The sequence below is a fragment of the Candidatus Pelagibacter bacterium nBUS_49 genome (genome assembly GCF_051200925.1).
In the GTDB taxonomy this organism is placed as follows: domain Bacteria; phylum Pseudomonadota; class Alphaproteobacteria; order Pelagibacterales; family Pelagibacteraceae; genus Pelagibacter.
The window spans coordinates 968074-989792 of sequence record NZ_CP172837.1 but is presented as its reverse complement, the minus strand read 5'-3'; the positions used below and the strand labels follow the sequence as shown (position 1 = coordinate 989792).

At 30.6% G+C, this 21719-nt stretch carries 22 protein-coding genes; 17 read left to right on the top strand and 5 right to left on the bottom strand.

What is annotated here, in order from left to right; translation table 11 throughout:
* Positions 1-225: 225 nt before the first annotated feature.
* Positions 226-1185, top strand: coding sequence for a hypothetical protein (locus tag ACIJYF_RS05460; RefSeq protein ID WP_435115844.1), 960 nt, complete (start codon positions 226-228; stop codon positions 1183-1185).
* Here ACIJYF_RS05460 and ACIJYF_RS05455 read toward each other — a convergent pair.
* Together ACIJYF_RS05455 and ACIJYF_RS05450 are read right to left on the bottom strand one after the other, a co-directional pair.
* Positions 1178-2458, bottom strand: a complete 1281-nt coding sequence (locus ACIJYF_RS05455; RefSeq protein ID WP_435115842.1) for a Y-family DNA polymerase — start codon at positions 2456-2458, stop codon at positions 1178-1180. The two genes, ACIJYF_RS05460 and ACIJYF_RS05455, sit on opposite strands and share 8 nt — an antisense overlap.
* Complete coding sequence (locus tag ACIJYF_RS05450) at positions 2436-2831, bottom strand: LexA family protein (RefSeq protein ID WP_028036578.1); 396 nt, start codon at positions 2829-2831, stop codon at positions 2436-2438. The genes ACIJYF_RS05455 and ACIJYF_RS05450 overlap by 23 nt, the downstream gene beginning before the upstream one ends.
* A 171-nt stretch (positions 2832-3002) precedes the next feature.
* On the opposite strand from ACIJYF_RS05450, the gene ACIJYF_RS05445 reads away from it, so the two are divergent.
* The 5 genes from ACIJYF_RS05445 (at position 3003) to recA (ending at position 7066) form a co-directional block, all read left to right on the top strand.
* Positions 3003-3200 carry a hypothetical protein gene (locus ACIJYF_RS05445; protein WP_435115841.1) on the top strand — a complete coding sequence of 66 codons (198 nt, stop codon included), beginning with the start codon at positions 3003-3005 and terminating at the stop codon, positions 3198-3200.
* Between the two features lie 13 nt (positions 3201-3213).
* Positions 3214-3579: a GFA family protein gene (locus tag ACIJYF_RS05440; protein ID WP_435115839.1), complete on the top strand. Its 366-nt coding sequence runs from the start codon at positions 3214-3216 to the stop codon at positions 3577-3579.
* A gap of 8 nt (positions 3580-3587) precedes the next feature.
* On the top strand, positions 3588-4517 hold the full coding sequence (locus ACIJYF_RS05435; RefSeq protein WP_435115837.1) for a uridine kinase: 930 nt from the start codon (positions 3588-3590) through the stop codon (positions 4515-4517).
* Complete coding sequence (locus tag ACIJYF_RS05430; protein WP_435115835.1) at positions 4514-5806, top strand: TolC family protein; 1293 nt, start codon at positions 4514-4516, stop codon at positions 5804-5806. The genes ACIJYF_RS05435 and ACIJYF_RS05430 overlap by 4 nt, the downstream gene beginning before the upstream one ends.
* 108 nt (positions 5807-5914) lie before the next feature.
* Complete coding sequence (gene recA / locus ACIJYF_RS05425; RefSeq protein WP_435115833.1) at positions 5915-7066, top strand: recombinase RecA; 1152 nt, start codon at positions 5915-5917, stop codon at positions 7064-7066.
* A gap of 378 nt (positions 7067-7444) precedes the next feature.
* Here recA and ACIJYF_RS05420 read toward each other — a convergent pair whose 3' ends face one another.
* Positions 7445-9541: a tetratricopeptide repeat protein gene (locus ACIJYF_RS05420; protein ID WP_435115831.1), complete on the bottom strand. Its 2097-nt coding sequence runs from the start codon at positions 9539-9541 to the stop codon at positions 7445-7447.
* 274 nt (positions 9542-9815) lie between these two features.
* Here ACIJYF_RS05420 and alaS point away from each other — a divergent pair, with 274 nt between their 5' ends.
* Positions 9816-12482, top strand: a complete 2667-nt coding sequence (gene alaS / locus ACIJYF_RS05415; RefSeq protein WP_435115829.1) for an alanine--tRNA ligase — start codon at positions 9816-9818, stop codon at positions 12480-12482.
* Here alaS and ACIJYF_RS05410 read toward each other — a convergent pair.
* On the bottom strand, positions 12474-13688 hold the full coding sequence (locus ACIJYF_RS05410; protein ID WP_435115827.1) for an NADP-dependent isocitrate dehydrogenase: 1215 nt from the start codon (positions 13686-13688) through the stop codon (positions 12474-12476). The genes alaS and ACIJYF_RS05410 overlap by 9 nt on opposite strands.
* A gap of 76 nt (positions 13689-13764) precedes the next feature.
* On the opposite strand from ACIJYF_RS05410, the gene ACIJYF_RS05405 reads away from it, so the two are divergent.
* Genes ACIJYF_RS05405 through panB form a run of 10 tightly spaced genes read left to right on the top strand, consistent with a single transcriptional unit; the run spans position 13765 to position 21057 of the window.
* Positions 13765-14412 (top strand): phosphatidylserine decarboxylase, encoded by a 648-nt coding sequence (locus ACIJYF_RS05405; protein ID WP_435115825.1) that lies wholly within the window; start codon positions 13765-13767, stop codon positions 14410-14412.
* A gap of 2 nt (positions 14413-14414) precedes the next feature.
* A complete protein-coding gene (locus ACIJYF_RS05400) occupies positions 14415-14675 on the top strand; it encodes a CDP-alcohol phosphatidyltransferase family protein (protein ID WP_435115823.1) in 261 nt (86 codons plus the stop codon).
* Positions 14668-15222 (top strand): CDP-alcohol phosphatidyltransferase family protein, encoded by a 555-nt coding sequence (locus ACIJYF_RS05395; RefSeq protein WP_435115822.1) that lies wholly within the window; start codon positions 14668-14670, stop codon positions 15220-15222. The genes ACIJYF_RS05400 and ACIJYF_RS05395 overlap by 8 nt, the downstream gene beginning before the upstream one ends.
* Entirely contained in the window at positions 15222-16121 is a 900-nt protein-coding gene (locus ACIJYF_RS05390) for a glycosyltransferase (protein ID WP_435115820.1), read from the top strand. Before ACIJYF_RS05395 ends, ACIJYF_RS05390 begins: the two co-directional genes overlap by 1 nt.
* Positions 16122-16733 (top strand): RlmE family RNA methyltransferase, encoded by a 612-nt coding sequence (locus ACIJYF_RS05385; protein ID WP_435115818.1) that lies wholly within the window; start codon positions 16122-16124, stop codon positions 16731-16733. It begins immediately after the preceding gene.
* Between the two features lie 37 nt (positions 16734-16770).
* Positions 16771-17847 carry an IMP dehydrogenase gene (guaB, locus tag ACIJYF_RS05380; protein ID WP_435115816.1) on the top strand — a complete coding sequence of 359 codons (1077 nt, stop codon included), beginning with the start codon at positions 16771-16773 and terminating at the stop codon, positions 17845-17847.
* Complete coding sequence (locus ACIJYF_RS05375; protein ID WP_435115814.1) at positions 17847-18284, top strand: tetratricopeptide repeat protein; 438 nt, start codon at positions 17847-17849, stop codon at positions 18282-18284. The genes guaB and ACIJYF_RS05375 overlap by 1 nt, the downstream gene beginning before the upstream one ends.
* Positions 18274-19836, top strand: a complete 1563-nt coding sequence (gene guaA / locus ACIJYF_RS05370; protein WP_435115812.1) for a glutamine-hydrolyzing GMP synthase — start codon at positions 18274-18276, stop codon at positions 19834-19836. The genes ACIJYF_RS05375 and guaA overlap by 11 nt, the downstream gene beginning before the upstream one ends.
* Positions 19837-19859: 23 nt before the next feature.
* Complete coding sequence (locus ACIJYF_RS05365; protein WP_435115810.1) at positions 19860-20279, top strand: VOC family protein; 420 nt, start codon at positions 19860-19862, stop codon at positions 20277-20279.
* A 4-nt stretch (positions 20280-20283) separates the two neighbouring features.
* Positions 20284-21057, top strand: coding sequence for a 3-methyl-2-oxobutanoate hydroxymethyltransferase (panB, locus tag ACIJYF_RS05360; protein ID WP_435115808.1), 774 nt, complete (start codon positions 20284-20286; stop codon positions 21055-21057).
* On the opposite strand, the gene ACIJYF_RS05355 is transcribed toward panB, so the two are convergent.
* A complete protein-coding gene (locus tag ACIJYF_RS05355) occupies positions 21058-21672 on the bottom strand; it encodes a YjbE family putative metal transport protein (protein WP_435115806.1) in 615 nt (204 codons plus the stop codon).
* Between the last annotated feature and the right edge of the window lie 47 nt (positions 21673-21719).

The window sequence follows — 21719 nt, the reverse complement described above, 5'->3', positions numbered from 1 at the left end:
TTTTTTCCTTAATCAAAAATTAATTAATTTTCTACACGTAAAAATTGAATATTAATTTCATTTATAACATATTTAAACAAAAATTAACTATGTCTATTAGAAATTTTAAGTAGTAGAATTTTTTTATGAATGGTTTCTTAGCCAGGCTCAGTTAAATTTAAAACTGCATCATTAGTAAAAAACATTTTAATTGTTTTAACTTTTATAATTTTTTATTCAAACAATTTGTTTGCAGAATCAAGATTTGGTGAACTTACAGAAATACGTGATAAAAAAATGAGAGGTAAAGATAATCAATGGGTAAGACCTCATCCAGGTCCTTTTGTATGGAATAAAATTGAAAGAAAACAAGGAAGTTATTCTTGGGATGAAGCTGATGCACAAGTTGTTTATGCTCAAGAACATAATCAAACAATCATAGCAACTATTTGGCCGTACTCTAATTGGGAACAAAAATCTTGTAAAAGAAAAAAAGCAAGAAGTCCTTTTGGTAAACATTTTTCAAAGTATTTGAGCAAACCTTGTTCAATGGATAATTATAAAACTTTTCTTTTAGCTCTTGTAGATCGGTATGATGGAGATGGTAATAATGATATGCAAGGATTAACTAAGCCAATTATATATTGGGAGATAATGAATGAACCAGAATTTAAGATGTTCTTTAAAGGAAAGAAAGATGAGTTCATAGAAATTTTTAATTTCTCTTCAAAAGTTATTAAGGAAAAACAAAAAGACTCGATAATAGTTATGGCAGGTGCTGCTGGAATGTTTCCAGAAAATGAAAAATTTTGGAAATATGCTTTACCAAAAATAAAAGACAATTTTGATATTGCTAATATTCATCACATAAGTACTCCTGACGGAAAATGTGATAAAGAGCTTTGGGTAGACGAGTTTGCAGCCTTATTAAAAAGTGTAGATGTTGATAAACCTATTTGGTTAACAGAAGCCATGACCTGTGGTCCCCCAGTAAAAGCTTGGATAAATGCATTTTTAAACGGAGCGGATGTTATTGTTGATGTTGGTGTTAATGCGCCAGGCAGAAAGATGAGTAAAAAGGGTAGAAAAAATTTAAATGATTTTATTACTAATTATGATGGTTTTTCATCTCTAAAACGTGTCTCAAAAACAGAAGTAGAATTTCAATATAAAGACGGTTCTACTAAAGCTTTTAAGCTTAATTAACTCTAATCGTTGGTAGAGAATAAAAATCAGCCGTATCAATTTTAGAAGAATACTCTCTTTTCATGTTCCATTTCTTTTGAACACCAGCACTTGCAACACTTAAAGTAGATCTTCCATACCGGTGATTAGTGTTGTCAATAGACCTCATTAAACTATTTATTTTCTCATCTTTTTCAGATGAAAATAGGTTGGTTTTATCATTGGCATTTGAAAGCCCTGTGAGCATAACACCTGCTTTTTGATATTGATAACCATTTTTGAAAATTGTTTCCAAAATTGTTACTGCAGTTTTAACTATTTCAATACTGTTGTTTGTTGCAATTGGAAAATCAATTGTTTTTGCATTTGAGTAGTAACCATAGTTTCTTTGAAATGGACTAGTTCTTACAAATACTGTGATTGCTTTTGCAACTAATGACTCTGATCTAATTTTTTCAGATGCATTTAAACAATAATTTGCAACAGCTTCTTTTAATTCTTGAAATCTTTCTACTCTCTTTCCAAATGATCTTGAAACAACACAACTCTTTCTTTTTGAGGTAGTAGTTTCTAAATTAATACAAGGAATACCTTTAAGTTCCATTGCAGTTCTTGAGCTTAAAACATTGGAAGACTTCTTAATCCAGCTGTTAGATTTATTTTTAAGTTGCTTAGCATTATAAATTCCATTCTTTTGATAAAACTTAGTTAGTTGCCTACCAACACCCCACACATCATTAATTTCAACTTTCTCAAGTACAGGATCTAAATTATCAATCCCAATTAAACTTGTAACCCCCGATTGTTTTTTCTTTGCAATATGATTTGCAATTTTACTTAGAGTTTTAGTTTTAGCAATTCCAATACTAGTTGGAATACCAGTCCATTGTAAAACTGTATCTCTAATTTCTTTTCCAACTTTTTCTATATCTTGATCTGGAAAATTAGATAAATCTAAAAAAGCTTCATCAATAGAATAAACTTCTATCTCTGCATTAAATCTTTTAAGAGTTCTCATTACTCTTCTGGATAAATCACCATACAAAGAATAATTAGATGAAAAAACTTCTACTTTATTTTTAATAATAATATCTTTTGCTTTAAAGTAAGGCTCACCCATCTTAATTCCTAAAGCTTTTGCTTCATTAGATCTTGAAATAATACAACCATCGTTATTAGATAAAACTACAACAGGTTTTCTTCTTATTTTAGGATTGAATAATCTTTCACACGAAACGTAAAAAGAATTACAATCAACTAATGCTATTTTTTTAGTACGTAGAATGGATGACATAAGTAACAACCCCCCAGATAAAAATATCTTGTTCTTCGTTAATTAAAATTCTGTCAGTAAACTCTTTAGATCCTGACGTTAAAAACTTTTTATCTCTTTCTTGAACTAAGCTTTTAACTACAAGCTCATCATGAACGTTTGCAATCACTGTTGAAAAGTTTTTTGGTTTCAAACTTTTATCAACCACCAATAAATCTCCATCATTAATTCCAACATCCACCATTGATTTTCCTTGAACTCTGATGATGAAAGTGGCTGGAACATTTCTTATTAAATGCATATTGAGATCAATATCTTCTTCGATATAATCGGTTGCAGGAGAAGGAAAACCAGCGCCTGCTTTATGCAGATAATAAGGGATTGTTAGTTTCATGTTCTTGTTTTGTTCTACTTTATAGACTAGTTATACAATACACGCAAGAGGTTGTATTTTGAGTCTGTAACTGAATCAAAAGTGAATCAAAACGTGAACATCCAAAACCACATTTTGTGCTATTGTGGATAACTCCAACCACTAGTAGTTTGAATTTAGGAAAATAGATTAATGATTTGTATTAAAGCTGAAATACCAAAAGAGCTAAACGATATAGAAGATGAGTTAAAAGCTATTTATCATAGCAAAGATACAGTTTGTTTTTATATATTTAAAACGAGAGAATTAAGAAATGAATTTATAGAAAAAACTAAAGGGATGAATAAAGAGAGTAGAGAACAAATTTATAAAGAGTATCAATTAAATTAGGAAAGAGAGTTATATGAAATTAAATTGTCACTGTGGAGCTGTTGAAGCTGAAATTAATGTTCCAGTTAATGAATTAGCAAAAATTGTAAAATGTAATTGTTCTATCTGTAAAAGAAAAAGTGCAACCATGGGTATGGTTAAAAATGAAGATTTTAAAATCACTAAAGGAGAGGATAAATTAAAACTTTATCAGTATCATACCAAAGTAGCTAAGCATTATTTTTGTTCTGAGTGTGGGATTTATACCCATCATCATCCAAGAAGTAATGTTGCGATGACTGGATTTAATTTAGGTTGTGTTGATGAGGTCGATGTAGCAAACTTAAAAGATATAACTTTGATAGATGGAAAGAACCATCCAATGGATCAGAAAAAATAATAAGTTCAATGAAAGTTACTGAAGAGTGTTTTAGTAAAGTTAAAAAAGATTGTTTTAAATTTATTAAATCACAAGAAACTTCCACAGAAAAGTTTGGTAATAAAGATGGGATGCTAAAGTCTTTTTTAATTCCTATGTGTTTTTGGATTACAAAAAAAGCAAATAATAAAAGACCTTACTTTGTTGGTTTAGCAGGTGGGCAAGGAACAGGCAAAACAACCATCAGCTCAATTATAAAAATTATATTAGAAAAATATTTTAAACTTAAAGTATTTAAAATATCTATTGATGATTTTTATAAAACTCGAAAAGAAAGATTAAATTTATCAAAAAAAATTCATCCAATGTTAGCTACAAGAGGAGTACCTGGAACGCATGATGTACAAATGATGTTAAACTTTTTTAAAAAAGCAAAAAGTAAAAACTTTAAGAAAATTGATTTACCAAACTTTAATAAAGCGGTTGATGATAGGTTCCTTAAAAAACATTGGTACAAAATAAAAGAAAAACCTGATGTAATAATATTTGAAGGGTGGTGTGTGGGAGCAAAAGCAGAAGAGAATAAAACTCTTAAAAAATCAATAAATTCGCTTGAAAAAGCAAATGATCAAAAGCTTATTTGGAGAAAGCATGTTAACCAACAATTAAAGACCAAATATAAGAAATTATACTCCCAACTTAATTGTATGATTTATTTAAAAGCTAAAAACTTTAGTTTGCTTCAAAAATGGAGATTAAAACAAGAGCATAAATTATGGTTAAAAACCAAAAAGTCTTCCAGTCATAAAATAATGAGCAAAGGTGATGTAATCAATTTTATGCAAACTTATCAAAGAATTACAGAAAACATGTTCAAAAAAATGCCTAAATATGCGTCTATTGTTTTGAATTTAAACAGTAACCATCAAATTAAATCTGCGGTATATAAGACAAAATGAAAAAATTATTAATATTAGTTATTCTAACAATGTTTAGTTTTAGTAACGCAATTGCTGATACTTTATATGATGCTTTAAACCTAACTTATCAAAATAACATTCAGATTAATGCTGAAAGAGAAAATATAAAAGCTTCAGAAGAAGATATTAATATTTCAAAAGCTGATTTCAAACCCTCTCTTACTATAAGTGGCTCCAAAAGTTTTGAAAATACTAATACACTTAAAAATCAAAATGGTGGAACAGCAACCAAAAATGATGTTGATCCCTTTACTACATCAATAAAGTTAGAACAAACGATATTAGATTATGGTAGAGATCTTGCACTTGAAAAAAATATAATTTCATTAAATCTTGCAAAAGCCCAATTAGTAAAAAAAGAACAAGATGTGTTACACGATGCAATTAATGCATTTACAAATTTAATTTTAGCAAGAGAAAAATTAAATATTAATTCAAAAAATTTAAATCTTCTAATTAAACAGGTAGAAAATGATAAAATTAGAAGAGATAGAGGTCAAATAACTAATGCAGATGTAGCTCAATCTGAATCTTCACTAGCTGGTGCCCAAGCTCAATTTGCAATGTCTAAAAGTGAATTATTAATTAATAAACTTAATTATGAAAATATAATTGGAAAAATTAATGATCCAAATAAATTAAAGAAAAATTCAAATGCAATTGTCAATATTCCAAAAACTTTAAATGACGCAATTAACTTATCTAAACAAAATAATCCAGATATACAGATTGCAAAATTAGATTTAGAAATATCTGAAAAAGATATCTCAATTGTTGAGTCAGATTTAAAACCAACTGCTTCCGTATCTTTAGAAAAATCTTATACTGACGATCTAAGCTCAACCATTGGTGAGAGAGAAAAAGACATTTTAAAAGCAACTGTCAGTTGGCCTTTTAGTTTAGGTGGAAAAAATAAGTATAAAGTTAACAAAAACACAAATTTAACAACTAGAAAAAGATTGTTATTAGACCATGTTGTAAGAACTAATGAGACCAATGTTGCAAGTGCATGGTCAAACATGGAGGCCTCTAAAAGTTTCTTAAACTCTATTAAAGTTCAATTAAAATCATCCAAGATTGCAAATGAAGGGATAGCTGCTGAGTATGAAAGAGGATCAAGATCGACCCTTGATGTTATCCAATCAAACTCTTTATTACTTTCTGTTCAATTATCTCTAGTAAGCTCGGAGAGAAATTACCTTATGGCTCAATACAATTTGTTAAAAGCAGTAGGGCTTCTTAATAGCCAATATCTAAAACTTAAGTAATTATTTGTTTTTTTAGCCTTAAAAATTAATATATTGCTAATGAGAACAAAATGTGTACATTTATTCTATGATTCGAGAGTTAAAAAAATTAAAAAAAAGAGGCTAAAAATGACGAAAAGTAACCTAAAAGTAGTTAAATCTACTAAAGATCAAGAAATGGATATTAAAGAAAAGAACAAAGCGCTAGATGCAGCAATAGCTCAAATTACCGATAATTTTGGAAAAGGTTCAGTAATGAAGCTTGGACAAAGAAGAGCAATGGATATTGAGTTTGTATCTACAGGTTCTTTAAGCCTTGATTTAGCATTGGGAATAGGTGGATTGCCTAAAGGAAGAATTGTTGAAGTTTATGGACCAGAGTCATCAGGAAAAACAACATTAGCATTACAAGTTGTTGCTGAAGCTCAAAAAGCTGGTGGGATTTGTGCATTTGTAGATGCAGAGCATGCATTGGACCCAGTTTATGCAAAAAAATTAGGAGTAAATACTGAAGAATTATTAATTTCTCAGCCAGATGCAGGTGAGCAAGCTTTAGAAATAGCTGATACTCTTGTTAAATCAGGTTCAATATCAGTTATTGTAATTGACTCAGTTGCAGCTTTAACTCCAAAAGCTGAAATTGAAGGTGAGATGGGAGATCATCACGTTGGTCTACAATCTAGATTAATGAGTCAGGCTTTAAGAAAATTAACAAGTTCAATTTCAAATACAAACACAATGATGATTTTCATTAACCAAATTAGAATGAAAATTGGAGTTATGTTTGGAAGTCCTGAAACAACATCAGGTGGAAATGCATTAAAATTCTACTCTTCAGTTAGAATGGATATTAGAAGAATTGGTGCGATTAAAGACAAAGATGAAATTATTGGAAACTCAACAAGAGTTAAGGTAGTTAAAAATAAAGTAGCACCACCATTTAAAGTTGTTGAATTTGACTTAATGTATGGAAAAGGGATCAGTAAAATGGGGGAACTTGTAGATCTTGGTTCAAAAGCAGACATTATTGAAAAATCAGGAGCTTGGTATGCTTATAAGGGTGAGAAAATAGGTCAAGGTAGAGAAAATGCTAAAACTTATCTTGCTCAAAATCCTAAAGTAGCTGCTGAAATAGAATTAGCTATTAGAGAAAAAGCTGGTGTAATTCAGAAAAAAATTGAAGGAAACCCTCTAGATCCTGAAAAAGCTGCGAAAGATCAAATAGAAGATCCAAAAGCAGAGAAGAAAGAGGAAGAAGTAGTTCCTACTAAAAAAAATTAGTTAAAAGGTCATCTTTAATTATTAAAGGGCGCTTAAATTAAGCGCCTTTTTCCCTTACTATGTTTAGGAATACCAACACTTATTTAACAACACTCGCCCTCAAATCTTGCTTTATCTCTTTTGTGTCGAGTTAGTGTCGAGTTTAGCCCACACAATCCTTTACTTATTTCGTTTTTGAATCTTTAAAAATAAATCTATAAGAAAAAACAGCAGAACAAAGACTATACAAGGCAGAAAAAATAGATCAATACCAACCTATTTTTTTAGTTTTGGAAAGCTCACTTAACTTTTGAGTTTTAGCTCTTTTACTTTTAAGTAAGTCTCGAAACTTAATGTTTTACTGCTGTTGAATATGATGTTGGCAATAAATGATTATACTTATAGCTTTTGACACCAAAATTGGTACATCCTAGCGAAAGCCCGAGGATTGCTTTCCTCGTACTGATGCCACAGTGCCAGATCATAGATATCAGCGTTTTTTCCGTGAAGCTCTCTAAAATTTGAAATAGCGACTTTATCTATAAATCCGCAGAACTGTAACCCCAACTCGTCAAGACATTTTTTAATCTGTGGGAGGGTAAAACGATGCTCTTGCACGTGAAATATTAAGTCCCTAAATTCACTCAAAGAGAAGAAATCTGCAGATGTACTTAATTGATTTACATCATGGATTTTAGACTCTCTTGACAACTCTCTGAAATTTCTGATTTCAGTTGCAGATGTCCCTAGTCCGAGGGAAGCTATTTCCTTTCTAACCTTTACAATATTTTGTCGTGCCAACTCACTATACAAACCTATCATCATCAAGCCACCGGGCTTCAGAAGATCTGTGAGAACTCTCCACCCAGCCATGGGCTCATCCATATGATGAAGAACACCCGCACTTTCAATGACATCGAATTCCTTGCCAATTTGATGGAGTTGTAAAATATCGGCTTGCAAATAATCTATATTGTTCAAACGTAACTCATTAGATTTCCTCTGTGCATAAGCAAGACTGGCAAGACTTAGATCCACCGCGGTGACCTGGCAGTCAGAAAAGCGAGAAGCAGTTCCTATAGAATGCTGCCCTGTACCACAACCAGCAATAAGTATAGCTGGAGCAATTACGTTTTTAATACTTTTGGAATGGAGATGAAGATTTAGATCAGCACAAATCTCAGAGATTGATTTCACCTTTGTGGGTATTCCTGTTTTAACCCATCTTGGATAAGGGTTTTCTTCATACTGCGCCCTTACTTTGCAAGAGACATCGTCTGATATTTCTCCCAACATAGGAATTTCTGTCACTATTGCTTTCTCAGCATAAGGCTCTTCAATCAGTCGAGACTTTACCTCCTCCAAATGATCAAGAGCTTTTAGCTTTTGGCACCAATTGTATTGATGTAACGGGCGATAAGATGCTAGACATAAAATCTTTTTAGCTTCTGGTTGCTCTGATTTCGAAATATTTTGCATAATCTCAGTTTCTAAGTTCTTAACCAATTCAGTCTCTTTGTCTTTTTCAAAGTAGACATATTCGTTAGTAAAACAGTGAAGAGAAAGCGTAGATAAAAAATAGATGAGTTCAGGAGATGCCTTGAAATTATCCAGATTCGTAAGAAGTAAACTTCGCATAGTCAAAAAAAATGCTTCAAACTGAAGATTGGGAAGTGGGCATAAACGCATTAGATGATGAAGAAGCTTAAGTTTATCTAGACTGCTAATTATGGAATTTATTTCTTTGATACTTGTAGCAAAATTTTCCTCAAGCAGTAAATTCTTGATCAGAGGATCATGCTTTATGAGACTTAAAATACTGGGAGCCAAATCTTCAGGGCGTGCAAAATTCCCAGTACCTAATAGTCGAATTAAAAGTGGGTAGAGCTTAACATTTGATGAGTTGAACCTTACGTTTTTGATAGCTATACGAAGATTTCTATAAGCATCAGTGAAATCTGGATTTAAATTTATTGCTTGAATATAAGCAGAGCATGATTCGTCTAATTTGCCACGTTCTTTGAGTGTGTTACCCAAGTTATTGTAGGCTTCGGCATAATCAGGTTTTAATTTTATTGCTTGTCTCAAGCTTATTTCAGCCTCATCTAATTTTTCAAGTTTTTGAAGTATGACACCCAAGTTACTATAACCTTCAGCTAAGTCAGGTTTTAATGTTATCGCTTTTCTGTAGCTTGCTTCAGCGTCATCTAATCTGCTAAGCTTTTTGAGTATGACACCCAGATTATTGTGGGCTTCGGCATCCTGTGGATTTAATTGCACAGATCTTTGACTAACAACTAATGATTCATTTATCTTGCCCATTTGTTTGAGCACAGCCCCAAGCACTTTCCAGGCAAATGGATGTTTAGGAAATTCTTCAGTGATAGATAGTGATAGTTTTTCAGCGTCTTCGTATCGTCCAGCTTGATAATACTCCAGGAGATCAATTAATTGTTGCTGAGATGGTTCTAAAGAATTAACGTCAATTTTTTTCATGAACAAGACCTTACCAAACCTCAAATCAGGTGTCTAGGTGATGGAATTAGCTATTTGATTTATCTCTTTTGTGTCGAGTTTGGTATCGAGTTTAAGAGATACTTTTAGTGAATCTTTATGTGATTAATTTTTTATAAATTTTAAATAGTCCGCATAACTAGTGTCAGCTAGTGTGAGCTAGTGTGAGGTAGTGTGTTCCTCAAGTGCATAAATTAAGCGCCTTTTTCCCGTACTGTTATCTAGACATAAAATAAAAAAGCTGTATTTTAAAAATATGGCTGACAAATCTTTAAACGAAATAAGAAATACGTTCTTAAAATATTTTGAGAAGAATGACCATAAGATTGTAGAGTCTAGTAATTTGGTTCCAAACAACGATCCAACCTTGATGTTTGCAAATTCAGGGATGGTTCAGTTTAAAAATGTATTCACCGGTTTAGAGAAAAGAGATTATCAAAGAGCAACTACCTCACAAAAGTGTGTAAGAGCAGGTGGAAAGCATAATGACTTGGAGAATGTTGGATACACACCTCGACATCACACATTCTTTGAAATGTTAGGAAATTTTTCATTTGGAGATTATTTTAAAGAAGAAGCAATTCACTATGCTTGGAATTTAATTACTAAAGATTTTGGTATAGATAAAAATAGACTTTATGTAACGGTTTACCATGAAGATGATGAAGCCTTCAATTTTTGGAAGAAAATCGCAGGTTTTAGTGATGATAGGATTATTCGAATAGCAACATCTGACAATTTTTGGTCAATGGGAGAGACAGGTCCATGTGGACCATGCTCTGAAATTTTTTATGATCATGGAGATCATCTAGAGGGAGGTTTGCCAGGCACTAAAGATGAAGATGGAAATCGTTTTATTGAAATTTGGAACTTAGTCTTCATGCAATTTGAACAAATTTCTAAGAATAAAAGAATAGATCTTCCAAAACCATCTGTTGATACTGGAATGGGTCTTGAGAGAATTGCAGCACTCCTTCAAGGTACACATGATAATTATGAAACAGATCATTTTAAGAAAATAATCAGTTCTGCATCAGATATTATTAAAATAAAACAAGATCAATCTAATCAATCAAGTTTTAGAGTTATTGCAGACCACTTAAGAGCCAGTGCATTTTTAATAGCAGAAGGGGTTTTACCTTCTAATGAAGGAAGAGGATATGTTCTAAGAAGAATAATGAGAAGAGGAATGAGACATTCTCATTTACTCGGATCTAAAGACCCAGTTTTTTTTAATTTATTTGATACACTTAAAAATGAAATGTCAGGAAATTATCATGAACTTGTTCGAGCAGAGTCTTTAATCAAAGAAACTCTAAGAATGGAAGAAGAAAAGTTTTTGGTACTTCTAGATAGAGGAATTAAAATTTTAAATGATGAAATTTCTAAAATAGACAAAGTTCTTCCTGGTGAAGTAGCTTTCAAGTTATATGACACTTATGGATTTCCATTAGATCTTACTGAAGATATTTTAAGAAACAAATCAATGTCCATTGATACAGAAAAATTTCAATCGTTGATGAAAGAAAGTAGAGAACTTGCTAAAAAGAACTGGAAAGGTTCTGGTGATGCTGCGGTTGAAGATATTTGGTTTGGAATAAAAGACAAATTAGGTGCTACAGAATTTTTAGGTTATGAAAGTAATCAAGCTGAAGGTGTTGTTTTATCACTTTTATCGAACAACAAAGAGGTAAATGAATTAAAAGAAAACGATGAAGGTATGATCATTGTTAATCAGACACCTTTTTATGGAGAGTCTGGTGGTCAAGTAGGTGACACAGGTGAAATTATTGCAAATGATTTTAAATTTGAGGTAACCGATGTTCAAAAAAAATTAGGTGATCTATTTGTTCATTATGGAAAAGTAATTAATGGATCAATAAAGGTTAATGATAGTGTTGAGCTTAAAATTGATATTAAAAGAAGAGATGACACTAGAGCTTACCATTCTGCAACTCATTTACTTCACGAGTCGTTAAGAAGAGTGTTGGGGGATCATGTAACTCAAAAAGGTTCTTTAGTGGAACCAAGTCGATTAAGGTTTGATTTTAGTCATATGAAGCCAATACCAACAGAAGAAATAGATAAAATAGAAAATTTTGTAAACACAATGGTCTCAAAAAAATCAGATGTGAAGACACGGTTGATGACACCAGATGAGGCGGTTGAAAATGGTGCTTTGGCTTTGTTTGGAGAAAAATATGGTGATGAAGTAAGAGTTTTATCAATGGGAGAGGATGGAGATAAGTATTTTTCAACTGAACTTTGTGGGGGTACTCACGTTAAAAATACAGGTGATATTGGAAAATTTAAGATAATTAGCCAATCTTCAATTGCTGCAGGGGTAAGAAGAATTGAAGCTCTAAGAGACAAACAATTAGAGGATTATTTAAATAATAAAGAAAAATTATCTAATCTTTCCTCAGAAAAAGATAATGAGCTTATTAAAGAATTAAGTGAACAAATTACTAAATTAGGTGGAACGCCAAATTTAGATCAATCAGATCAAAAAACATTAATTAAGAATTTATCAAAACAGTTAGAAACAATCTCTGTTAATTCAATTTTAGAAGATAAATCAAAAAATTTTATTAAAGATGAAGAAATTAATGGAGTTAAACTAAGACTTCAAAAAGTTGATGGATTGCCACCAAAAGAATTAAGAAAACTTGTCGACAAAGGTAAAAAAGAATTAGGCGATGGAATTGTAACAGTGTTTGCAAGTAAGGACGATAAAGTTGGAATTGCAGTCGGTGTCACAGATAGTTTAACAGAGAAGTTTGATGCTGTTAAATTTGTTAAAGTAGGTTCAGAAATTATTGGAGGTCAAGGCGGGGGTGGTAGAAAAGATTTTGCCCAAGCTGGTGGCCAAGATCAATCAAAAATTGATCAAGCTTTTGAAAAACTTAAAACTTTAATTTAATTTTTTTTTAAGAGTACCATCAATTTCATCTAAGAATTGATTAGTAGTTAAATACTTGCTTGATGGGCCAATAAGAATAGCTAAATCTTTAGTCATTGAACCACTTTCAACACATTCGATACAAACTTTTTCAAGTATATTTGCAAATTCAATTAGTTCATTATTGCTATCTAATTTTCCTCTATGGGCCAATCCTCTTGTCCAAGCAAAAATAGAAGCAATTGGGTTAGTTGAAGTTTCTTTTCCTTGTTGGTGCATTCTGTAATGTCTTGTAACTGTTCCGTGAGCAGCTTCAGCTTCCATTACTTTCCCATCAGGTGTTAATAATGTACTTGTCATTAAACCTAATGATCCATAACCCTGCGCCATGGTATCTGACTGAACATCACCATCATAATTCTTACATGCCCAAATATATTTTCCACTCCATTTCATCGCACATGCAACCATGTCATCAATTAATCTGTGTTCATAAGTTAAGTTATTTTCATCAAAGTCTTTCTTGTACTCATTTTCAAAAATTTCTTGGAAAATATCTTTAAATCTACCATCGTATTGTTTTAGAATTGTATTTTTGGTTGACATGTAGACAGGCCATTTTTTCATTAGACCATAACTAAAACAAGACCTTGCAAAGTCTTCGATGGATTTGTCTAAATTATACATTGATAGTGCTACACCTGGACCTGTAAAATTAAATACTTCATATTTTATTTCATCTTTTCCATCCTCAGATGTCCACTTAACTTCCATTTTACCTTTTCCAGGTACTTTAAAATCTGTTGCTCTATACTGATCCCCAAAAGCATGTCTTCCAATAACCACAGGATCAGTCCATGAAGGAACAAGTTTTGGAATATTTTTACATATAATTGGCTCTCTGAAAACAGTACCCCCTATAATATTTCTTATAGTTCCATTTGGAGATCTCCACATTTTCTTTAAATCAAACTCTTCAACACGAGCTTCATCAGGAGTAATCGTTGCACATTTAATCCCAACACCATTTTTTTTTATTGCATTTGCAGAGTCTATTGTGATTTGATCGTCTGTATTATCTCTACTTTTCATACCTAGGTCGTAATATTCAATACCTAGATCAAGATAGGGAAGTATTAACTTACTCTTGATAAATTCCCATATAATACGGGTCATTTCATCACCATCTAGCTCGACGACTGGGTTATTTACCTTGATTTTACTCATTAAAATAAATTTATCTTATTAATTGAATTTGAGTGGTTTATATACATATTAATCAAAAATTAGCAAATAGAAGAATATGTTTAGCAAAATATTTCCACCGATGCACACAGAAGGCTATAAATTTTTAGTCATAGCAGGGTTTGTAACTCTTGTTTTATTTTTTATCAGCGGTTTTTTAGGAACTATTGGATTGTTATTAACTATTTGGGTTTACTATTTTTTTAGAGATCCTGAAAGAGTTATAATTGAAGATGATAATTATTTAGTTAGTCCTGCTGATGGCGAAGTAATAAAGGTTGAAGAAGTAGATGGACCAAAAGAAGTTGGTCTAGAGAATAAAAGATTCAAAAAAATAAGTATATTCATGAATGTGTTTGATTGCCATGTAAATAGAACACCTTGTTCTGGAAAAGTAGAGGAAATATTATACAAGCCTGGAAAGTTTTTTAATGCATCTTTAGATAAAGCAAGTGAGGATAATGAAAGAAATTACTATAAGCTAAAAGATAAAAGTGGAAATGATATAATTGTAGTCCAAATAGCTGGTCTTATTGCAAGAAGAATTGTTTGTGAAACAGATAATGGCCAAGAACTAAACCAAGGTGATAGAATTGGCATGATTAGATTCGGAAGTCGAGCTGATGTATATTATGAAAACTATGAACCATTAGTGAAAATTGGACAAAAAACAATTTCTGGTGAGACCTTATTGGCCAAAAAATAAAAATGGAACAACCAAAAAATAATTTAAAGATTATATCAGATAAAAAAAATACTAGGGTAATCTTGCCTAATATGCTCACTTTAATTGGAGTTTGTATTGGGTTAACCTCAATTAGATTTGCACTAGATGAGAAATTTGAATTTGCAATTATAGCAATAATTTTTGCAGCTTTATTTGATTGGTTAGATGGAAGAATTGCAAGACTAATTAAAGGAACTTCAGAAGTTGGAAAAGAATTAGAACTCTCTGGCAGATGTGATTAGTTTTGGTGTAGCACCAGCATTTATAATGTATTTTTGGAAGCTAAATGAATTAGGAAGATTTGGTTGGTTATTATGTTTAATCTATGTAAGTTGTGTGGCATTAAGATTGGCAAGGTTCAATGTTAATTCAAATCAAGAACCATCATGGAGAGATAATTTTTTTGAAGGTGTTCCGTCACCAGCAGGAGGAATTTTAGTTCTAACACCCTTAATTGTGAGTGTTACAAGTTTTGATTATATAACTCTTAATTACGATATTATTGTACCAGCTAGTTTTATAGTAATATCTCTTCTATTAATAAGCAAGTTTCCCAGCTATTCTTTTAAAAAAATAATTGTTCAAAGAAAAGCAACTATTTTTTTATTATTTGGTATTGTCTTATTTTTAGGATTACTTTTAATTTATCCTTTTAACGTAATAGCGATAAGCTCAATTATATATCTACTAATGTTGCCAATTAGTTTTTTTCATTTTCAAAAATTAAAAAAACAAAATTTGGATAAAGACTTAGTTGAAGATGATGATGATTTAGAAGACGTTTTATAATGAAAGAAAACGTCATAATATCTCTTGCAGACTCAAATTATTTTGATTTACTCAACGAATTAGTAGACTCTATAAAGCGTTTTAAAGAGAGCGAAAATACTGCAATTTGCATTATGGATGCTGGATTGACCGAAGATCAAAAATCTGTTCTTAAAAAAAAAGTAGATGAAATTAAACCTGCTGATTGGGATATAGAAGTTCCTGATTTTAAAGTTAAAGGAAGAGAATGGTTGAAAAGCCAAGTATCAAGAGCTTTTCTTCCAAAATATTTTCCTGATTATAAAAAGTATTTATGGATAGATGCAGATGCTTGGGTAAATTCTTGGGAAGCAATTGAACTATATTTTAAAGGTTGTGAAAACAACAAATTATCAATCGCAACTTCAGCTGATAGAGCTTATGGCAGGGTTTTAAGAGCTGAATGGTTTTTTGGAAGCTATGCTAGAATCAAATCTCAAAATTATAAACACGCAAAGTCTTCTGGCTTTTCTGAAAAAATTGCAAGACAAGTAGCACTCAAACCTCATTTAAACATTGGTGTGTTTGCGCTAGAGGCAAATGCTCCTCATTGGAAAGTTTGGCAAAAAAATTTAAAGATTGCATTAAAAGCAGGAAAAATTTGGGGCTCAGAACAAATTGCTATGAATATAACAATATATAGTGACGAACTATCTGTAGAAATCTTACCTGCTTATTGTAATTGGACTTTAATTGAGGCTTTAAAATATGATAAGATCAGAGAGACTCTTGTTGAGCCATATCTCCCAAACCATAAAATAGGCATTGTTCACTTTGCAGGTAAAAACAATGATCAAATCAGAAATAACAAAGATTTTGTCTCTAAAATAAAAACTGTTGAGGGCGAAATGATAGATAAAAAATTAAGATTTAGTAATTAATTGAAAAAAAATAAAATTTCAAAAAATTGGGTTAATAAACAAAGACGAGACATATACGTTAGACAGTCTAAAGTTGATGGATATAGAGCCAGATCTGCTTACAAATTAATTGAAATAAATGATAAATTTAAGATATTTAAAGGAGGCATTTCAGTTATAGATATAGGTGCGGCTCCAGGTAGTTGGTCTCAATATGCAGCAAAAGCTGCAAAAAGCGGAAGACTAATATCAATTGACTTAAAAGAAATGGAACCCATTGGTAATACAGTTCAAATTAAAGGCGACTTTACTGAAGAAAATATTCAAGATGAAATTAAAAAACATATTAAAGATAAAATAGATGTCGTGATGTCAGATATGGCTGTAAATACGACAGGTATTAAAAATATAGATTCTATTCAAACAGGTGAGTTATGTAAAGAAGCAATGATTTTTGCAAAAGATCAATTAAAAAATAATGGATATTTTATTTCGAAAATTTTCATGGGTGGAACATTTAACGAAATAGTCGCAGAAGGAAAAAAGTATTTTAAAGAAGTTAAGGTTTTTAAACCAAAATCTAGCAGAAAAGACTCTAAAGAAAGTTTTATAATTTGCAGCAAACTTAGATAGAGACTTTAATTTTAAAAGGAATCGTATATAAAAGATCATGGTTCCTATAAAAGAAGCACTTACCTTTGATGATGTTACGTTAGCTCCAAAATACTCAGAAATACTACCTTCTGAGGTTAATACAGGTGTTCAATTAACAAAAAATCTTAAATTAAAAATCCCTCTTTTATCATCTGCAATGGATACGGTAACTGAGAGCAAAATGGCAATAGCTATAGCTAAATCTGGAGGGATAGGGGTTATTCATAGAAATTTAGATATTAAATATCAAATTTTAGAGATTAAAAAAGTAAAAAAACAAAAATTATTAGTGGGTGCAGCAGTTGGAGCTGGACCAAATGAATTCAAGAGAGCTGAAGCAATTATTAAAGAAGGCGTTGATTTAATAGTAGTAGACACTGCTCATGGACATACTAAAAAAGTTGGAGAGATAATAAAATTTATTAAAAAATTTAAAAACAAAAAAATTACTTTATGTGCAGGTAATATAGCAACACCTGAAGCAGCTAAATTTTTAATCAAATTAGGTGTTGATATTATAAAAGTTGGAATAGGCCCAGGTTCAATTTGTACCACAAGATTAGTTGCTGGAATTGGTGTCCCTCAATTAAGTGCAATTTTATCTGTAAGAAATGGATTAAGAAATAAGAATGTTAAAATTATTTCTGATGGTGGAATTAAATATTCTGGTGATCTTGCAAAAGCATTTGCCGCAGGAGCTGATGCGATAATGATAGGATCATTATTTGCTGGTACAGATGAGGCGCCTGGAAAGTTAATTAAAAAAAATGGAAAACTATTCAAAAGTTTTAGAGGTATGGGTTCTGTAGGTGCAATGAACAAAGGTTCAGCAGATAGATATTTTCAAACTAAACAGAAAGACACATCAAAATATGTGCCTGAAGGAGTTGAAGGGTTTGCTAAATACAAAGGTGACGTAGAAACTATTATTTATAAATTGATTGGTGGACTTAGATCATCCATGGGTTATCTTGGTTCAAAAAATATAACTAAACTTAGAATAAAACCAAACTTTGTTAAGATTACTAAAGCTGGATTTTATGAAAGTATGGTGCATAACGTAGATATGGTTAAAAACGATAGTAAATATTAATGAATAAAATTCTTAAAATAATTACTCTATTATTTGTTTTAGTTTTTTCTGCAAATTTAGCATCAAGTAAAGAAAATTTTTTTGATGAAGCATTAAAAATGTATCAGGATAAAAAATATGATGAAGCACGTTTTATGTTAGAACGAAATATAGTTTTTAATCCTAAGGATGCAAAATCATATCTTTATTTAGCAAAAATTTATAATCTTGAAGAAGATCAGAGAAAAGAAGAATACAATTTAGACACAGCATTATTGATAGAGCCAAATAATGAAGAAGCTATTTTGATGCTGATGAAAATATCTTTAGAAAAATCAAACTATTCAAAAGTTAACGAACTTTCTCAAAAATTTATTAAAGTTTGTGAAAAATTATGTGATGAAAATGATGAAATTCAAAAGTCTCTAAAAAATATAGACCCAGAAAATGAGTCTTGATCAAAATCTAAGTAAAATCTTAATTATAGATTTTGGTTCTCAATTCACTCAGTTAATTGCTAGAAGAATAAGAGAGTTAGGTGTTTTCTCTGAAATTATAAGTCACAAAAAAATAAAATTGGAATATTTTGATCCTGCAGTAAAAGGAATAATTTTATCTGGTGGGCCGCTAAATGTTTATCAAATAAACAAATATTCGTTTGATAAAAAAATTATAAATTTAAACATCCCTATTTTAGGTATTTGTTTTGGACATCAAATACTCTCAAAACTTAATGGAGGAAGAGTAAAACAATCAAAGCATCGAGAATTTGGATTAGCAAATATATATAAAAAAAACAAAAGTCTTTTGATTAAGAATTTTTTTAATAAACAAAAAACCAAAAAAGTTTGGATGAGTCACGCTGATCAGGTATCTAAACTTCCTAAAAACTTTAAAGTAATAGCTTCTAGTGCTAATTCAAAGTTTGCAATTGTAGAAAATAAATTAAAAAAATTTTATGGAATACAATTTCATCCAGAAGTAACACATACTGAAAATGGAAAAAAACTAATTAGTAATTTTATTTTTTTAATTTGTAAAATCAAACGCAATTGGTCCTCTAAAGACCAAAAAATTCAACTTATTAAAGAAGTAAAAGATCAAGTTGGATCAGAAAAAGTTATTTGTGCTTTATCAGGAGGTGTTGATAGTAGTGTAGTAGCTCAATTACTTAATAAAGCGATTGGTAAAAAATTATACTGTATTTTTGTTAATACAGGTCTTTTGAGAAAAAATGAAGAAGTACAAGTTGTACAGACTTTTAAGAAACGTTTAAAAATGAATTTAATTTATGTAAATGCAGAAAAAGAATTTTTAAAAAAACTAAATAATGTCTCTGATCCCGAAAAAAAGAGAAAGATTATTGGCAACCTTTTTATAAAAATATTTGAACGATATGCAAAAAAAATAAAAAATGTTAAATTTTTAGCTCAAGGAACTCTTTACCCAGATTTAATTGAAAGTAAATCTGTGACAGGAAGTCAAACATCTAAAATTAAATCTCACCATAATGTTGGTGGACTTCCCAAAAAGATGAAACTTAAACTTGTAGAACCTTTAAAGTTTTTGTTTAAAGATGAAGTTAGAAAGTTAGGTTTAGAATTAAATTTAAGTAAGGATATTATTTCTAGACATCCTTTTCCAGGACCTGGTTTAGCGATAAGAATGCCTGGTTTAATAACAAATGATAAAATTAAAATACTAAAAGAAGCTGATTATTATTTCATTCAAGCTTTAAGGGATCATGGTCTTTATCATAAGATTTGGCAAGCTTACGCAGCACTACTACCAGTTAAAACTGTAGGAGTTATGGGAGATAATAGAACTTATGAGTATGTATGTTTATTAAGAGCCATTACTTCGGAGGATGGAATGACAGCAGATTTTTATGAGTTTAAAAAGTCTTTTATGGAGACAGTTTCCAATCAAATAGTAAACAGCATAAGAGGTATTAATAGAGTTGTTTATGATATTACCTCAAAACCACCGAGCACTATTGAATTAGAATAGTTTTATAACTATAAATTAACTATATGAAATATTTACACACAATGATCAGAATTAAAAACGTTGAAGATTCATTAAAGTTTTTTTGTGAAGGTTTGGGCTTAAAAGAAACAAGACGTATGGAACATGAAAAGGGTAGATTTACTTTAATCTTTCTTGCTGCCCCAAATGATGAAAAAGCAGAAATTGAATTAACATATAATTGGGATGGAGATGAACTTGGAGAAGGTTCGAGAAATTTTGGTCATCTTGCGTATAGAGTTGATAATATTTACGAAACTTGTCAAAGACTTAAGGATATGGGTTACACCATTAATAGACCGCCACGAGATGGTCATATGGCGTTTGTTAGATCTCCAGATAAAATCTCAATAGAAATTCTTCAAGAAGGAAATTTAGAGCCTAAAGAACCATGGGCTTCAATGGAAAATACCGGCTCTTGGTAAGTCGATGAAAAAAAAGATTCTTGAATTAATTGCAAAGAAAAATAAATCTAAGATTGTAAGTCTAACAGCTTACTCTAAAAATATTGCAACAATTCTAGACAATTTTTGTGATATTATACTTGTGGGAGACTCTCTAGGTTCAGTTTTATACAATTATAAATCAACTAGAGAAGTAAGTTTAGATATCATGATAGAACATTCTAAAAGTGTAAGGATGGGTGTTAAAAAAAGTTTAATGGTAGTTGATATGCCTCATAACACCTACAGAAATCCAAAAGAGGCTTTAAAAAATGCAAAAAAAATTATGGCAGAAACAAAATCCGATGCTGTAAAATTAGAGGGTGGTAAAAAAATTTGTCAAACAATTGAAATATTAGTCAAAAATAATATTCCTGTCATGGGACACTTGGGTCTTTTACCTCAAACAGATAAAACATTTAAATTTAAAGGTAAAAAAATTTCAGAAAGAAGAAAAATTTTAAGAGATGCACAATTGTTACAATCTGCAGGAGCTTTCTCAATTGTATTAGAATGTGTAGAAACATCGTTAGCAAAAATAGTTACTAAAAAAATAGATATTCCAACTATCGGGATAGGGGCATCAAGTAATTGTGATGGGCAAATTTTAGTGCTTGATGATTTAATAGGTCTTAACCCAATAGATGTAAGATTTGTTAAAAAATATTCAAATATTAGAAAAGAGATTACGAAAGCAGTAGCAGGTTATACTAGAGATGTTAGAAATAAAAATTTTCCATTAAAAAAACATTCTTACTAACTAAAAATATTTAATAAACTCTTCATTAATTTTAAGTATTTCTAAATCAACCAATCCACCAATTATTAATTGTAAGCCAACTATTAATATAAAGAATAACCCTACGTAGGCTATCCAAATATGTTTTTGTATATAATTTGCCATATACGTTGCTAGTGCTCCGGTTAAAACAACAGATAAAACAAGGCCAAAAATCATAAAACCAAAATACCCTTTAGCTGCACCAACTACTCCAATTACATTGTCAAAACTAATCGTAATATCTGCAAATAATACTTTATATATACTGTTTATATAAGACGGTGGCTTTGATTTTTTTGTTGGAGTTTTAACTTTATTTTTCATTTCAGCTAAATCTTTTCTAAGATCATTAACAATCCAAATCAAAAGCAATCCTCCTAAAATTTTTATGAAATAGAATTCAAAAAGATATGTTGCAAATATTGCAAAAATAACTTTAAAAACAAGAGCACCAGCAACACCCCATAAAATTATTTGTTTTCTATATTTTGGAACAAAGTTAGCAGCTATTAAACCTATTATAATAGCATTATCTGCTGCTAGGATAATATCTATGAATATAATTTGGAGTAATATTATGGCTTCTTCTATCAAGATAGTTGAATAATATTTTAAATTTTCAATAATTCAATCAAAAGTAT

Bases quoted from the DNA above. Each gene is read 5' to 3' on its own strand.
- ACIJYF_RS05455 (WP_435115842.1), bottom strand. From the start codon at position 2,458: ATGTCATCCATTCTACGTACTAAAAAAATAGCATTAGTTGATTGTAAT.
- ACIJYF_RS05450 (WP_028036578.1), bottom strand. From the start codon at position 2,831: ATGAAACTAACAATCCCTTATTATCTGCATAAAGCAGGCGCTGGTTTT.
- ACIJYF_RS05445 (WP_435115841.1), top strand. From the start codon at position 3,003: ATGATTTGTATTAAAGCTGAAATACCAAAAGAGCTAAACGATATAGAA.
- ACIJYF_RS05440 (WP_435115839.1), top strand. From the start codon at position 3,214: ATGAAATTAAATTGTCACTGTGGAGCTGTTGAAGCTGAAATTAATGTT.
- ACIJYF_RS05435 (WP_435115837.1), top strand. From the start codon at position 3,588: ATGAAAGTTACTGAAGAGTGTTTTAGTAAAGTTAAAAAAGATTGTTTT.
- ACIJYF_RS05430 (WP_435115835.1), top strand. From the start codon at position 4,514: ATGAAAAAATTATTAATATTAGTTATTCTAACAATGTTTAGTTTTAGT.
- recA (WP_435115833.1), top strand. From the start codon at position 5,915: ATGACGAAAAGTAACCTAAAAGTAGTTAAATCTACTAAAGATCAAGAA.
- ACIJYF_RS05420 (WP_435115831.1), bottom strand. From the start codon at position 9,541: ATGAAAAAAATTGACGTTAATTCTTTAGAACCATCTCAGCAACAATTA.
- alaS (WP_435115829.1), top strand. From the start codon at position 9,816: ATGGCTGACAAATCTTTAAACGAAATAAGAAATACGTTCTTAAAATAT.
- ACIJYF_RS05410 (WP_435115827.1), bottom strand. From the start codon at position 13,688: ATGAGTAAAATCAAGGTAAATAACCCAGTCGTCGAGCTAGATGGTGAT.
- ACIJYF_RS05405 (WP_435115825.1), top strand. From the start codon at position 13,765: ATGTTTAGCAAAATATTTCCACCGATGCACACAGAAGGCTATAAATTT.
- ACIJYF_RS05400 (WP_435115823.1), top strand. From the start codon at position 14,415: ATGGAACAACCAAAAAATAATTTAAAGATTATATCAGATAAAAAAAAT.
- ACIJYF_RS05390 (WP_435115820.1), top strand. From the start codon at position 15,222: ATGAAAGAAAACGTCATAATATCTCTTGCAGACTCAAATTATTTTGAT.
- guaB (WP_435115816.1), top strand. From the start codon at position 16,771: ATGGTTCCTATAAAAGAAGCACTTACCTTTGATGATGTTACGTTAGCT.
- ACIJYF_RS05375 (WP_435115814.1), top strand. From the start codon at position 17,847: ATGAATAAAATTCTTAAAATAATTACTCTATTATTTGTTTTAGTTTTT.
- guaA (WP_435115812.1), top strand. From the start codon at position 18,274: ATGAGTCTTGATCAAAATCTAAGTAAAATCTTAATTATAGATTTTGGT.
- ACIJYF_RS05365 (WP_435115810.1), top strand. From the start codon at position 19,860: ATGAAATATTTACACACAATGATCAGAATTAAAAACGTTGAAGATTCA.
- panB (WP_435115808.1), top strand. From the start codon at position 20,284: ATGAAAAAAAAGATTCTTGAATTAATTGCAAAGAAAAATAAATCTAAG.